The 13,771-nt window shown below is 70.2% G+C and carries 9 protein-coding genes and 2 tRNA genes; 4 read left to right on the top strand and 7 right to left on the bottom strand.

The features are described from left to right. Positions 1 to 94 precede the first annotated feature (94 nt). The 3 genes from ACZ7L5_RS21260 to ACZ7L5_RS21250 are packed head-to-tail and all read left to right on the top strand — an operon-like array spanning position 95 to position 2,867. A complete protein-coding gene (locus ACZ7L5_RS21260; protein ID WP_471518331.1) occupies positions 95 to 862 on the top strand; it encodes an ABC transporter ATP-binding protein in 768 nt (255 codons plus the stop codon). Next, positions 859 to 1,722 (top strand): ABC transporter permease, encoded by an 864-nt coding sequence (locus ACZ7L5_RS21255; RefSeq protein ID WP_471518330.1) that lies wholly within the window; start codon positions 859 to 861, stop codon positions 1,720 to 1,722. The genes ACZ7L5_RS21260 and ACZ7L5_RS21255 overlap by 4 nt, the downstream gene beginning before the upstream one ends. After that, complete coding sequence (locus ACZ7L5_RS21250; protein ID WP_471518329.1) at positions 1,719 to 2,867, top strand: ABC transporter substrate-binding protein; 1,149 nt, start codon at positions 1,719 to 1,721, stop codon at positions 2,865 to 2,867. The genes ACZ7L5_RS21255 and ACZ7L5_RS21250 overlap by 4 nt, the downstream gene beginning before the upstream one ends. A gap of 59 nt (positions 2,868 to 2,926) precedes the next feature. Here the strand turns inward: ACZ7L5_RS21250 and ACZ7L5_RS21245 are convergent. From ACZ7L5_RS21245 to ACZ7L5_RS21230, 4 genes are all read right to left on the bottom strand, one after another. Beyond that, positions 2,927 to 3,000: transfer RNA gene (locus ACZ7L5_RS21245), tRNA-Met, on the bottom strand. A gap of 265 nt (positions 3,001 to 3,265) precedes the next feature. Then, a complete protein-coding gene (locus ACZ7L5_RS21240) occupies positions 3,266 to 5,197 on the bottom strand; it encodes a tetratricopeptide repeat protein (RefSeq protein ID WP_471518328.1) in 1,932 nt (643 codons plus the stop codon). Positions 5,198 to 5,435: 238 nt separating this feature from the next. Beyond that, a tRNA-Met gene (locus tag ACZ7L5_RS21235) sits at positions 5,436 to 5,509 on the bottom strand. A gap of 57 nt (positions 5,510 to 5,566) precedes the next feature. Continuing rightward, positions 5,567 to 8,527 (bottom strand): UPF0182 family membrane protein, encoded by a 2,961-nt coding sequence (locus tag ACZ7L5_RS21230; RefSeq protein ID WP_471518476.1) that lies wholly within the window; start codon positions 8,525 to 8,527, stop codon positions 5,567 to 5,569. A 164-nt stretch (positions 8,528 to 8,691) separates the two neighbouring features. On the opposite strand from ACZ7L5_RS21230, the gene ACZ7L5_RS21225 reads away from it, so the two are divergent. Next, entirely contained in the window at positions 8,692 to 9,234 is a 543-nt protein-coding gene (locus ACZ7L5_RS21225) for a PPA1309 family protein (protein ID WP_363035282.1), read from the top strand. A gap of 59 nt (positions 9,235 to 9,293) precedes the next feature. Here the strand turns inward: ACZ7L5_RS21225 and ACZ7L5_RS21220 are convergent, their stop codons facing one another. From ACZ7L5_RS21220 to ACZ7L5_RS21210, 3 genes are all read right to left on the bottom strand, one after another. Then, on the bottom strand, positions 9,294 to 10,568 hold the full coding sequence (locus ACZ7L5_RS21220; RefSeq protein WP_471518327.1) for a valine--pyruvate transaminase: 1,275 nt from the start codon (positions 10,566 to 10,568) through the stop codon (positions 9,294 to 9,296). An 89-nt stretch (positions 10,569 to 10,657) separates the two neighbouring features. Further along, a complete protein-coding gene (locus tag ACZ7L5_RS21215) occupies positions 10,658 to 12,826 on the bottom strand; it encodes a S66 peptidase family protein (protein WP_471518326.1) in 2,169 nt (722 codons plus the stop codon). Positions 12,827 to 12,843: 17 nt separating this feature from the next. Then, positions 12,844 to 13,770 carry an aminoglycoside phosphotransferase family protein gene (locus ACZ7L5_RS21210; RefSeq protein WP_471518325.1) on the bottom strand — a complete coding sequence of 309 codons (927 nt, stop codon included), beginning with the start codon at positions 13,768 to 13,770 and terminating at the stop codon, positions 12,844 to 12,846. Position 13,771: the final 1 nt, after the last annotated feature.

The following is a 13,771-nucleotide window of genomic DNA, read 5'->3' as shown; positions in this document are numbered from 1 at the left end:
CCGGGTGCGGGCGGGCGGGGTTCCGGAATCTGACGGCCCGTCATATGGTCAACGGCACCCACACGCCCGTACCGCACTCCGCAAGGAGACAGAAGTGGGAGAGCCGTACCCCAAACTCAGAGCGCACGACCTGACCCGTACCTTCGGCCGAACCCCCCACACCGTCCACGCCCTCGGCCCCCTCGATCTGACCGTCGCCCCCGGCGAGTTCGTCTGTGTCGTCGGCCCCTCCGGCTGCGGCAAATCCACGCTGTTGCGCATCGCCGCCGGCCTGCTCCGCCCGAGCACGGGCACCCTGGAGATCCGTACATCCAGCAGCCGCCCGGCCGCCATGATCTTCCAGGACTACGGCATCTACGACTGGAAGTCGGTCCGCGCGAACGTCCGCTTCGGCCTGGACATCCAGCGCGTCCCGCGGCGCGAGGCGGACGTCCGCGCCGACGACTGGCTGGCCCGCATGGGCCTGTCGGACTTCGCGGCCGCGTACCCGGCCACCCTCTCCGGCGGGATGCGCCAGCGCGTGGCGATCGCCCGGGCGCTGGCCGTGGAGCCCGAACTGCTGCTGATGGACGAGCCGTTCGCGGCGCTCGACGCCCAGCTGCGCACGATCCTCCAGGACGAACTCCTGGACATCACCCAGTCTCTGCGAACCACCACGCTCTTCATCACCCACAGCCTGGAGGAGGCGATCGTCCTCGGCGACCGGGTCCTGGTCATGTCCGCCCGCCCGGGCCGGATCATCGCCGAACACCGCCCGCCGTTCGCACGCCCGCGCACCGGCGACATCCGCGCCACCCCCGAGTTCACGGCACTGAAGAGCGAGCTGTGGGACCTGCTGCGCAAGGAGGCGGCACCGGCATGACGACACTCGCGAAGCCGCCCGCCGAGTCGGTCCTGGTCCGCCGCCCCGGCCCGCAGGAACTGCACCCCGCACGAACCCACCGCCGCAGGCGCGCACTGGAGCTGTCCCTGGCGCTCGCCGTCCCCCTCGCCCTCCTCCTGCTGTGGCAACTGGCCGCGGCGCAAGCCTGGATCGACGACCGCGTCTACCCGGCCCCCTCCACGATCCTCGCCGACGGCTGGGACCGAGCGGCGGACGGCGACCTGTGGCCGGACGTATGGGCCACGCTGAAGCGCGTCCTCGCGGGATACACGGCCGGCACGGCGGCGGGCTACGCCCTGGGCCTGCTGATGGGTTCCCTGTCTCTGATACGTGCGGCCCTGGAACCGCTCCTGGACGCCCTGTACGTCGTACCGAAGCTGGCCCTGCTCCCCGTCTTCCTGAACATGTTCGGCCTGGGCGAGGGTCCGCAGGTGGCCCTGGTGGCGGCCACGGTGTTCTTCTTCGTCTGGATCTCCACGATGTCCGCGGTGATGTCCATCCCCGCCGGCCACCGCGACGCGGGCCAGGTCTTCGGCGCCTCGCAATGGCAGATGTTCCGCCACGTCCTGCTGCCCGCTTCCCTCCCGTCCGTCCTGGTGGGCGCGCGTATCGCGGCGGGTGTGGCGGTCCTGGTCATCGTCGCGTCGGAGCAGATCGCCGCGACGAACGGCCTGGGCCATCTGATCTTCGATTCACGCGCGCTGTTCCAGAACGACGTGATGTTCGTCGGCATCGTCTGCGTCGCGATCCTCGGGGTCCTCTTCTCCGAACTGATCCGCTTCGCCGGCCGCCTGCTCACCCCCTGGGCACCGAGGGACCGAGGAAGGGGCCAGTCATGAAGCGGAGGACCACGCAACGATACGGCGCCGTCATGGCCGCCGCGGCACTGCTGGCGTCGGCGGCCTGCTCGTCCCCGTACGAGTCGGACTCCTCCTCGAACGCGGGCGGCGGGCAACGCACCATCCGCCCGGTGGAAGGCTGCGGCGACAAGGCCTGGACGGACCCGAAGGACCTCACCCCGACCCGAACCCCGGCCCGCTGTCTCCCCGGCGCCCCTCCCCCACAGCCCGTGCCCGAGTCCCGCAAGCTGACGATCGCGACGGGCACGCTGAGCGCCGAGTACGTGGCTCCCCTGCAAGTCGCCCTTGACAAGGGGGAGTTCAAGAAGGAAGGCCTGGACGTCACGCTGAAGGTCCTGCCGACTCCGGACGCGCTCCCGCTCCTGGCCAAGGGCGACATCGACGCCCTGTGGGCGGCCCCGGAGGCGGCGGTCATGAACGGCATCAAGGGCGGCTTCGACATCAAGTGGGTCGCGGGGAACTTCTCACCCGACCCGAAGTCGAAGAGCGGTCTGTGGGTGCGCCTGAAGGAGGGCGAGAGCGCGAGCCGCGTCGCCATGGCCGGCCGCAGGCTGGGCACGATGATCGGCAAGGGCTCGGTCATCGCGTACCCCATGGAGAAGGCCCTGGAGCAGCACGGCGGCGGCCTCGCCGACATCCAGTACCAGCAGCTGGGCTCGGCCGACGTCCTCACGGCCCTGGAGAACGGCGGCGTCGACTCGGCCTGGCTCCTGGACCCGGTCTGGCGCAAGGTGGACGGCCGGCAGGGCTACGCCTTCCTCGGCGGTCAGCCGCCGGGCGAACCACTGGGCGGCATGCTGTACGGCCCCACGCTGCTCCAGGACGACGTGGACGCGGGAGTCGCCCTGATCCGGGCCTACATCCGCACGGTGAACACGTACTTCGCGTCGGACTACAAACAGGATGCGACCTTCGTCACCTACCTCGCCGGAATCCTGAAGTCGGACGCGTCCATCCTGCGCTCCACCCCACCACTGCGCATGGACTGGGAGATCCGCGCCCGGACGACGACCCGCCTGCAGTCGGCATACAAGGCCCAGGGAGTGGTGGAGGGAGACGCCCTCCCGGAGTCCCGAACGGTGAACCGCACCCTGTACGAGGAGGCGGTGGGCCACACGCCCTGACACGCCCCGGGAAACACCTGGGGCCGGGACCCTTTCGGATCCCGGCCCCAGGCCTTCAGTAGCGGGGACAGGATTTGAACCTGCGACCTCTGGGTTATGAGCCCAGCGAGCTACCGAGCTGCTCCACCCCGCGTCGGTGAACTGAACATTACGTCAAGCATGCGGACAGAGGCAAATCGCTGGTCGAGGCGACTGCCTCGGCCCAGGCATCCAGCCCGTCCGGTGTTTGAGGACGAGGCCCGTCCAGGGCGGAAGCGGGGGTCTGGGGGCGGCAGCCCCCAGGTACGGGACGGGTAGGGGCGGCGGGGGCGAACCCTTCCCCGGGGCAACCCTGACTCCGGGTACCGAGAAACTCACCCCGCTCCAGCCCAGCCCAGCCGACCAAGCTCAGCGCAGCGTCACGCCGAGAGCTCCTCCCGCAGAGCGTCCCGCAGCCGAGCCGCCCGCTCCGCAACCTCCCGAGGCCCGAGCGTCACGGCCCGATCAGCCCACCGCTTTCCCTCCGCCAGCTCGCCACGACGCGCGTAGACCAGAGCGAGCCGCAAAGCCGACCGCCCGTGCCCGGCGTCAGCCGCTCGCGTCCACCACACCGCCGCCTCCGGCTCACTCCCCTCCCGGGCCAGCAGCAGCCCCAGATTGAAGGCACCGTTCCGAGACCCGGCCTCCGCGGCAGCCCGGTACCACCGAGCCGCCTCCACCACATCGCCCCGGGCCGCGGCGAGCATCCCCACTCGCACCTGCGCCCGCCGATGCCCCTGGGAGGCCGCCCGCTCGTACCACTCCTCGCACTCGGTCTTCTCGTGCGCCGGCTCCCCCAGCTCATGCTCGGGCTCCGGTGGACGCCGAGCGTCCAGCACGGTCGCCAGCCGGTACGCGGCTTCCGCGCTGCCGCCCCCGGCCGCACAGCGCAGATGCCGCTCGGCCGCGAACTCGTCCCCGTCCCGCAGCCGCGCGATCCCGACCTGCAGCGCCGCCTCCGTGTGACCGGCGGCAGCGGCACGCTCGTACCACCGCAGCGCGGCCCGCTCCTCGCCCCGCCCGGCGTGCAGGATCCCCAGGTTGAACGCGGCGTCCACGCTGCCCGCCTCCGCGGCCTTGGAGAACCACGGCTCGGCGCCCGTCGCGTCCCCGCCCTGGAGCAGCAGGATCGCCAGCGCGTTCGCCGCCTCGCGGTGCCCGGCGTATGCCGCCCGCCGGTACCACTGCTCGGCCTGCGAGGTCCGCCCCTGCTCGGCGCAGAGCAGCCCGAGGTTGTACGCGCCATTGACATCGCCCGCGTCCATCGCGGCCCGGTACCACCGCTCGGCGGTCTGCGTCTGGCCGCGCTCGGCGTGCAGCGCGCCCAGCGCGTTCGCCGCGTTGCCGTCGCCGTCCTGGGCGGCCCGCAGCCACCACACGGCGGCGCTCTCGGTGTCCCCCGCGTCCCGCAGCAGGAACCCGAGCGCGCAGGCGGCCCGCGCCTCCCCGTCCTTGGCGGACGTCAGATACCAGCGCCCGGCTTCCTTGAGCTCCCCGCGCTTCTCCAGGATCGCCCCGAGGTGCAGCGCGGCCCGGCGGTGCCCGCGCGCGGCGGCCTGCCGGTACCACTGCTCGGCCTCCGCCACCAGCGACTCGTCCGGCGCGACACCGTTGTCGGGTTCGTCCTCCCCCGCCCGCACCGCCTGCCGGTCGAGTGCGCGCGCCAGCCGGTACGCCGCCTCCCGATGCCCGCGTTCCGCCGCGGCCCGCATCCACTGCTCGGCCGCGCCGTCGCTGCGGTGCTCCAGCAGATCGGCGAGCGCGTAGGCGCCCAGCGCGTGTCCCTGTTCGGCGGACTGCCGCAGCCAGTACTCGGCGGCAGGCTCGTCGCCCCGCTCGCGGTGATGGCGTCCCAGCGCGTGCGCGGCCGCGGCAGACCCGGCGACGGCGGCGATCCGCCACCAGCCGGCGGCCTCGTCGGCGTACCCGCGCTGGTGAAGAAGAACTCCCAGGTTGTTGGCTGCGGCCCGGTCCCCGGCTGCGGTGGCGGCACGCAGATGAGCCTCGGCTCCGTCGAGATCCCCGCGGCGCAGCAGCATGGCCCCGAGGACGCTCATCGCCTCGACGTCCCCGCCCTCGGCGGCGAGTCGCTGCCGCGCCTCCTCGGCGGCGTCCCCGGTCTCGTCCTGGTCCGTCGGCCGGTCGAGCGCGAACTCGCCGTCCGACTGCGTGAGGTCGCTCACCTGCCGCGAGAGGCCGCCCATCGGCTGCGAGGCACCGTCCGTGGACCGCACGAAATCGCCCGTCGGCTGCACAAAGTCGGCAGGCTGCACAAACCGCCCTGTCTCCAACAGAGTTGCCTTGTCCCCCATAACGTCCATCGTCGCACCACCTGCAACCTGGGTACACCTGGTATACCGCAGCCAGTGAGGTCACTTCAGCGTTTTGTCGACATGCCCACAGAGAGACAAGTCAAACACAGTTCCCCCAACTCCCCGAGGCGGCGCGGCCGTCCCGCCGTGCGTGCACATGCGTTCGCACACGACGAAGGCCCGGATCCTCTTGAGGATCCGGGCCTTCGCTGTCGTACGAAATATTCGCCGACTTCAGTAGCGGGGACAGGATTTGAACCTGCGACCTCTGGGTTATGAGCCCAGCGAGCTACCGAGCTGCTCCACCCCGCGCCGTTGTTCTGCAACCGTATCACGGCGCGAGGTGGGCTATTCGATCAGCCGTCGTCCCTAACTGCCGCTGGGACTGCTGCTCGGCTTCGGACTGGAACTCGGGCTCGCAGTGCCGCCACCGCCGCCACCGCCGGAACCGCCGGTCTTGTCGGCCTGCGCCTGCGCGTCCTCGGCCCGCTTCAGCGCGTCCTCGAGATCCTTCTGCGCCCTGCCGTAGGCCTCCCAGTCGTTCTTCTTGAGAGCTTCCTGGCCGGCCTCGAAGGCGTCCTGGGCGTCGTTCAACGCCTCTTGGACCGTCGGGTTGGTGGACGTCGGCGGAGGTGTCGTGCCGCCGCCCTCGTCTTCACCCTCGTCCGGTGGCTGAGTGGTCGGGCCCTCCGCTCCGAAGACCTTGTTGAGGGCCTCGCCGAGCGTGTCCTCGAAGGCGGTGGTGCCGCCGTAGGACACCAACACCTTCCGCAGCAGCGGGTACTTGAGTCCGCCACCACGCACATAGACCGGCTCCACATAGAGCAGTCCGCCGTCGAGCGGGACCGCCAGCAGGTTGCCGTACTCGACCTCCGAGTCGCCGCCTCTCAGCAGCCTGATCGTCTCGGCGATGTTCTGCTCGGAGTTGAACTGGCTCTGGACCTGACTGGGCCCGTTCACCGTGGTGTTGGTCGGCAGTTTCAGAATTCTGATCTTGCCGTAGTCACTGGTGCCCGCCTCGGCGTCGACCGCCATGAAGGCACTGAGGTTGTCCCGGCCGTTCGGCGTCAACGTCGTCGTCAGCGAGAACGCCTGTGCCTTCTGGTCGGGCATCTTCATGCTCAGGTAGTACGGCGGCACCGCGCTGCCCGACTTGTTGGTCGGGTCGTCCGGCACCTGCCAGACCTCGCTGCCGCTGAGGAACGTCGTGGCGTCCTTCACGTGGTAGCGGGTGAGCAGCTCGCGCTGGACCTTGAACAGGTCCTGCGGGTAGCGCAGATGGTCCATCAGCGACTTCGAGATCTCGCTCTTCGGCTTCACCGTGTCCGGGAACGCCTTCATCCAGGTCTTCAGGACCGGGTCCTTGGTGTCCCACTGGAAGAGCTTGACCTCGCCGCTGTAGGCGTCGACCGTCGCCTTCACCGAGTTGCGGATGTAGTTGACCTGGTTCTGCTGGGCCACCACCGCCCGCTGGTCGTTGGCGGCGGTCAGCGAGTCGGCCGTCGTATCACCGAGGGTCGTACGGGAGGAGTACGGATAGCCGTTCGTCGTCGTGTAGGCGTCGACGATCCACTGGATACGGCCGTCCACGACCGCCGGATAGGCGTCACCGTCGATGGTCAGCCACGGGGCCACCGCCTCGACGCGCTCCTTGGGCGTGCGGTTGTACAGGATGCGCGAACCGTCGCCGATCGCACCCGAGTACAGGATCTGCGGCTCGCCGAACGCCACCGCGTACGCGGCCCGGTTGACCGGGTTGGAGAGACTGACCCCGCTGTCGGCCTTGTAGCTGTAGGTCTTCTCACCGTTGTCGTCGGAGTAGTCGATCTCCTTCTGGGGACCGCCGACGATCGAGTACATGGTGGTCTTCTCGCCGTAGTAGACCCGCTGCTCGTACGTCCCGAGGTCGCCCTTGGACGGCAGGTCGGACTCGGTGAAGTCCGGTCGGCCCTGAGCGTCGGCGTTGGTGCCCTCGGCGGCGACCACGCCGTAGCCGTGGGTGTAACGGAAGTGGTCGTTGATCCAGTTGCGCTTCGGGATGCCGTTGAGGTTGATCTCGCGCAGACCGATGACCGTGTCCTGGTCCTTGCCGTCCTTGGCGTAACGGTCGACGTCCAGGTTCGTCGGGAACGCGTAGTAGTTCCTGATCTGCTGGAGCTGCTGGAACGTCGGCGACACGATGTTCGGGTCCATGATCCGGATGCTCGCCGTGGCGTCCACGTCGTCGCGCAGCTTGGTCTTGTCCTCGGTCTTGCTCGTGCCGGGGTACTCGGTGACCTTGGTGCCGTCGATGCCGTACGCGTCGCGCGTCGCCTTGAGGTTCTTCTCGACGTACGGCGCTTCCTTGGCCTGCTCGTTGGGCTGGACCTGGAACTTCTGCACGATCGCCGGGTACAGGCCGCCGATGAGGATCGCCGAGAGCACCATCAGGCCGAAGCCGATGACGGGCAGCTGCCAGGTGCGCCGCCACAGCGTGGCGAAGAACAGCAGCGCGCAGATGACGGCGATGCAGAACAGGATCGTCTTGGCCGGCAGATACGCGTTGGCGTCGACGTACCTCAGGCCGGTCCAGTTGTCGGTCGCCTTGAAGTCACTGGACTTCACCGCGAGCCCGTACCGGTCGAGCCAGTACGCGACGGCCTTCAGGGCGACGAAGATGCCGATGAGGACCGACAGATGACCGGTCGCCGCAGCCGTGGCCCGCGCGCCCGGGCTGGTGATGCGCAGCCCGCCGTACAGGTAGTGGGTGAGCGCGGCGGCGATCACGGAGAGGATCGCGGCGGCGAAGCCGAAGCCGAGCAGGAACCGGTACCAGGGCAGGTCGAAGGCGTAGAAGCCGACGTCGAGGTGGAACTGCGGGTCCTTCTCGCCGAAGGGCACGCCGTTGACCCACATCAGCCAGGTCCGCCACTGGCTGGAGGCAGAGGCACCGGCGATCAGGCCGACCAGCGCGGTGATCGCCAGCAGCAGCCACTTCTTGTAGGGCGCGATGCCCATGCGGTAGCGGTCGAGGCTCTGCTGCTCCATCGACATGGCGCTCAGCGGCGGGCGCAGCCTGTGCGCCAGCCAGATGTTGAACCCGACCGAGAGGGCCATCAACAGACCGAAGACGAAGAAAAGTCCGATCTTCGTCCACAGCGTGGTCGTGAACACCGAGGAGTAGTTCACCGACCGGTACCAGAGCCAGTCCGTCCAGAAGCCCGCGAACATGGTGAAGGCCATGCCGAGGACGGCGAGGACGCCCAGTGTCATGAGCAGCGTCCGGACACGCCGGGACGGGCGGCCCACTCTGATCCGTGGCCCGGTCGGGCCTCCGCCGCGGTCCGGCATCTGGAAAGCCAAGGTTCGCACCCCGAGGTTCGCTGTTGATCCGTCAGACCCGCGTCTTCGTGGGCCCTCCGTGGCCCCCCGTGATCGCGGGCCCACACCTATGCAACTTACTCACGCTTTACTCAGTTCCCGATTCCGGCCGGGAACGAGGCAGGATTGTGACCATGTCCAACACTCCCATGGCGGCGAGCCCGCTGACCCGGGCCGTTCTCGAGATCGACGAGTACGCCTCCGGCCTCGGCTGGGACCAGCCCGCCCGCCTCTTCGCCCTCGTAGACACCGCACGGCTGCGGGCCCAGGAACCCGGCCTCGCCGCCCAGCTCGGCCTGGGGGACGAGCAGGAGTCCTCCGGCCTGACCCCGATCGAGCAGGACGAAATTGAAACGGGCAAGGCGCTCGATGAGTTCCTCGCCACGATCGCCTGGCCCGACGCGGTGGCCGGCTGCGCGCTCACGGTCGAGCGTCTCATGTTGCCCCCGTCCGCCGAGACCCAGGTCCCGCAGGGCCTGAGCGACGCCAAGCTCGCGAAGTGGGTGGCGGACCACCCCGAGCGCCAGGAGGTCCGCATGACGGTCGCGGTCCTGCGCGACGGCGCCCGCGAAGCGGCCCTGCGCCTGCGCGAGAAGGACACCCCGACGGAGGTCCTCACCGGCCCGGACCTGGTCCCGGGACTCGCGGAGGCCCTGGCGGCGACGTTCGCGGACTGAGGTTCTTCGCCACGACGACGAGGGCCCCTCTGCTTCGGGGGCCTCGTCGTCGCGCGGTGTCATGGGCGGAGGGCCTCGTCCCGCATCTCCCGCAGGGTGTCGGCCACGCGCTCGACACCTGCGATGATCACCTTCTCCGGGGCACTCAGGCTCATGCGGAAGCAGCGGGTGGCATGGCTGTCCGGAAGGGGGCCGGAGGACGCGTCGACGAAGAAGTGGCGACCGGGGACGACGAAGACCCGCTTCTCCTTCAGGCGCCGGTACAGCTCCATGTCGACGAACCACGGATGATCGACCCACACCCAGGAGAACATCCCCCCGGCTCCCGCGTGGCTTCGCCAGCTCACATCGGACGGCATCCGGTCCGCGAGCAGCTCCTCCATGAACTCCTTCTTGCGCCGGTAGTAGGGCGAGATCGCGTCCCGTGTGACCTCGTCCAGCCGTCCGCTGCGCAGCGCCAGGGCGACGGCCGCCTGTGACAGCTGTGGCGCATGCAGCACCGAGTTGGACATGACGGCGGCGAGGGCGCCGATGTACTGCGGGGCGCCGATCGCGAATCCGATCCGTTCGCCGGGGAGCCCGGCCTTGGAGACGGAGAAGCAGTTGACGACGTTCTTGTGCAGCACCGGCTCGGCTCCCACCTCGGCGATCCTCGGGAAGGGAGCTCCATAGGCGTGGTCGATGAAGAGCGGTACGTCGCGCTCCTCGGCGAGGGCGACGAGGCCGTCCAGGTCGGCCCGGTCGATCGAGCGGCCGGTGGGATTGCCCGGACTGGAGATGAGCAGCATCCCGATGTCCTGCTGGCGCGCGAGCCCGTCGAGGTCCAGGGCGTAGCGGAACCGGTGGGCTCCCTCCGTCTCGATGCGTGGGGCGACGCCCGCGATGGCGTCCTCGTGCATGCACATGCCCTGATAGCCGGTGTAGTCCGGCACCAGCGGCAGGACCACCTTGCGCATCCCCGCGGGGCCCGGTCCCGAGAACAATGCGGCCGCAGCGAAACACACCATCTGGCTGCCCGGGCCGACGACGATGTCGTCCGTCCCCAGGTCCCAGCCGTAGGCCCGGTGGAAGTAGTCGGCTATCGCCTCGACGAGGGCCGCGCTGCCGCGGGAAGGCCCATACCTGCAACTGGCTCGGTCGAACTCCTGGGCGAGTGCCGTCGACAGCACTTCGTGCCACATGTCTCTGGCCTCGCGGATCGGCGCCGGATTTCCCACGCTCAGGTTCAGCCACTCGTCCTGTGCCGTGCCCGCGGTGCAGGAGGCGACGTCCTCCATGATGCTCCGCAGCCCGGAAAGGCCGGCCAGCCGGGCTCCGATCGGCGACAACTCCATGAGCGCTCCTTCACCTCGATCGATCGCGGACGCGGCCCCGTGCCACCGTCCCTTTGCTCGCGTCCGATGCGGACGCGTGCGTCCCGGCGTCAGCGGACGGCCGGCTCCAGCAGCCGCAGGTCCTCCCCGTCGAGCTCGACGGGGACGCCGACCGGCAGGGTGAGGACCGGGTCGCTGTGTCCGAACTCGAACTCGGTCACGATCGGGAAGGTCAGCCCGTGACAGACATCGAGCAGCACACGGTCCAGCTCGGCCCGCTGATCGGCGGTCCACCGCCGGGGCCGGCCCATGACGAGGCCGGCCGCCCGGTCGAGGAGACCGGCATGGCGCAGCTGCCACAGGTCGCGGGCGGCGTGTGCGGTGCCGTATCCGTCGTCGTCGGTGAGCTCCAGTGCCAGCACGTGCCCGGAGTAGTCGGGAAGCCAGGGCGTGCCCAGCAGCTGCAGGGCGCTGGGGACACAGCCGGCCAGCAGCGGGCCCTGTGCGGTGCCCGGCCGGAGCACGGTACGCGCGCGTGCCGGTTCGGGGAGTCGGGCACGGTCATCGCCCGCCCAGTCCACGAACTCGTCCAGCATGTCCGCGAAGCGCGGGAAGGTGCCGGTCCACGCCCGCATCGTGAGGTCCCGGAAGGATCGCCGGGTGTATTCGGGCGTGCCGCCGGTCTCGGCGAACTCCGAGAGCACCGCGGGTCCGTAGAAGGTGGTCGCCCCGGTTCGGGCGTAGAGGGCGTGGTGCAGCACAGTGGCGTCGGAGTAGCCGCACAGGACCTTGGGGTGCTCCGCGAATGCGTCGTAGTCGATCAGGTCCAGCAGCTCCGCCGCGGTGAGGCCGCCGATCATCCACAGGACGCCCTTGACGTCCCGGTCCCTGAGCGCCGCGTTGAACTCCTCCGCCCTGGCCTGCCGCGACCCCGGTGCGTGGCCGGATTCGGGGCGCGCCGCCTGGGCGACCCTCAGGCCCGACCAGTCGGACAGGTCCTTCAGGCCGCGTGCCGCCCGCTCGGGGAAGACCGCCGCTCCCTGCCACGACGGCGACACGACGGCGACCGCGTCGCCCCGCTCCAGTCGCGGGGGACGCAGTCGTGCCTGCCGCAGCGAGTGCACCTGCGCCTTGGACAGCCCGTAGGTGGAGTGCAGGTCGGCGTCGGACGTCTCCGGGCGCCTGTCGAGGACCGCGGCGGCCGTCTTGAGGTTCCGCGCTCCGGCCCGCGCCCGGCGTTCGCGTTCGTCGCCCAGGACGGAGCGCAGCTCCGGGGCGGCGCCGAGCCGTTCGAGGAGGACATCGGCCCGGTCGGCGGGCAGCGGCGCGAACAGTTCCAGCAGGCGCAGGCAGAACTTCCGTAGGACTGATCCGGGTCCCTTGCCCGTGGGCTTGGCGCCGTCTTCGACGAGCAGCGCGAGCGCCCGGAAGAGGTTGACGGCGTCGGCGGCCTGGGCAGGGCTGAGTCCCGCCTGTTCGGCGGCCTCGACGCGGTCGGCGAGCTCGGGGAGCGCGTAGGCATTCGGGCCGAACGGGATGGCGGCGGTGATCTCCACTCCGAAACCGACCTCGGCGTAGCGGCGCTCACCGGCCTGGACAACTATCAGGTTGGACAGCGGCTGCCAGCGGGCACACCGGCAATCCGGCCGGCACTCCGTGGCGCAGCCGACGTCCGGCCGCCGGTAGTAGTAGGTGATGCCGCGGCCGTGCAGGGCATAGCCCTCGCCGTATTCCCAACGGGTGGACACCTCGGGCGCGTCGAGGACGTGCAGCTTCCCGCCGTGCCGCTGTGCGGCTTCCGCCACCGGGCCGACGAGGTCGCTGTCCCGCGCGTCCAGGAGGATGTGCAGCCTGTCGGCCCGGTGGTCGGGGAGCGCGGCAAGGGTGGCGACGTGGCTGTCCTCGGCGACGCGCCGCAGGTCGTCGTCGCTGTCGATGTCCGCGAGGAGACCGGTCATTCCGAAGGCGAACAGCCAGGGGTGTTCGCCGTGGGCGCGGAAGCACGGCTGGTAGTGGCAGATACGGCCGATGGGGCGGTTCTCCGCGAGCGTGGCCTTGAACGGGGTGACGGTGGCGTTGACGAAGGCGACGGTCGCGTCGGCCTCGGTCAGGGGGACGGCCGGTGTCAGCCGGTATCCGCGCTCGATGAGCGACTGGAGGAAGCGGACGACGACTCCCCTGGTGGCGGGGCTGCCCGCGAGGGAACTCATCGTGCTGAACATCCGCTCCTGGAAGGCCGGATCAAGGGTGGGCGCCTGCCCCGTAGTGGTCTGCTTCATCGTCCTTACCTCTGTCCTCACATCAGCCGTACGCGAACCCACTCGAGGGCCGAATCGGCCATCGCCTTCTGGAACGCCCGCAGGGTCGGAAGTCCGGCAGGGGGCGGCATGCGCGACATCCAGGTGAACCAGCCGCCGAACACGGCGAGCAGGGCGGTGGCGTCGTCGCCGGAGCAGTCGTATTCCTTGAGCACGCCCGCCAGTTCGTCCTCCGGAGGTGCCCCCCGCCCACGCGCCACCTCCAGCAGCAGGTAGAGCGGGTCGAACGCCGCCGTGCCCCGGCAGGCATAGGCCCAGTCGATGACGAGCGGGGCGCCACCGGTCCACAGGATGTTGTCGGCGCGCAGGTCCGCGTGGAGAAGGTCGTGACCGGCAAAGGCCCGGGCGGCCCGCTCCGACAGTGCGGCCCACTCGCCCTTCGCAAGCAGAGGGTTCCCTGATGCGTCCGTCGGCCATGCGTCGAAGGCGGGATCCGCGGCGAGGACGCCCCAGGCGGCGAAGGCGTCCGCGAAGTATGCCTCCAGCGGGGGAAGGCCGGCCGGCGCCGTGGTCCGGCAGGCCCTCAGCTCCCGCAGCACCTCGTGCAACTGCTCGTGCGGCCACGTCGGCGAGCAGATGCCCGCATCGACGGCCCGGAAGGCGAGCACCGTCCAGTCGTCCCGGTCGAAGGCCCACTCGAACCCTGTTGCGACGGAGGCCTCCGCCAGCTGCCGGCAGGCACGCCACTCCTGTTGGTAGAGCCGCCGCCCGTGGCTGTTCACCGTTTCGGAGGTGGCCTTGACGAACAGGGCCGGTCCCGCCGTCCGGACGACACCCGCGAAGCCCGCCGAGAAGCCGCCGACGACGGCGTCCACGCGGACCACCCCCGCGCCCAGCCGCTCCTCGATGCTGCGCCGCAGGTCCGTGGGCAGTTCCCGCCATTCCATTCGAGGGGTCCAGCGCATC

Source organism: Streptomyces sp. NPDC107528 (assembly GCF_055639295.1).
The sequence above is the reverse complement of the archived record's forward strand: the minus strand, read 5'-3'. Positions and strand labels throughout refer to the sequence as shown.

What these genes read in the sequence shown, in the direction of transcription:
- ACZ7L5_RS21255 (WP_471518330.1), top strand. Translation starts at nt 859, where the DNA reads ATGACGACACTCGCGAAGCCGCCCGCCGAGTCGGTCCTGGTCCGCCGC.
- ACZ7L5_RS21250 (WP_471518329.1), top strand. Translation starts at nt 1,719, where the DNA reads ATGAAGCGGAGGACCACGCAACGATACGGCGCCGTCATGGCCGCCGCG.
- ACZ7L5_RS21240 (WP_471518328.1), bottom strand. Translation starts at nt 5,197, where the DNA reads ATGGGGGACAAGGCAACTCTGTTGGAGACAGGGCGGTTTGTGCAGCCT.
- ACZ7L5_RS21230 (WP_471518476.1), bottom strand. Translation starts at nt 8,527, where the DNA reads ATGCCGGACCGCGGCGGAGGCCCGACCGGGCCACGGATCAGAGTGGGC.
- ACZ7L5_RS21225 (WP_363035282.1), top strand. Translation starts at nt 8,692, where the DNA reads ATGTCCAACACTCCCATGGCGGCGAGCCCGCTGACCCGGGCCGTTCTC.
- ACZ7L5_RS21220 (WP_471518327.1), bottom strand. Translation starts at nt 10,568, where the DNA reads ATGGAGTTGTCGCCGATCGGAGCCCGGCTGGCCGGCCTTTCCGGGCTG.
- ACZ7L5_RS21215 (WP_471518326.1), bottom strand. Translation starts at nt 12,826, where the DNA reads ATGAAGCAGACCACTACGGGGCAGGCGCCCACCCTTGATCCGGCCTTC.
- ACZ7L5_RS21210 (WP_471518325.1), bottom strand. Translation starts at nt 13,770, where the DNA reads ATGCGCTGGACCCCTCGAATGGAATGGCGGGAACTGCCCACGGACCTG.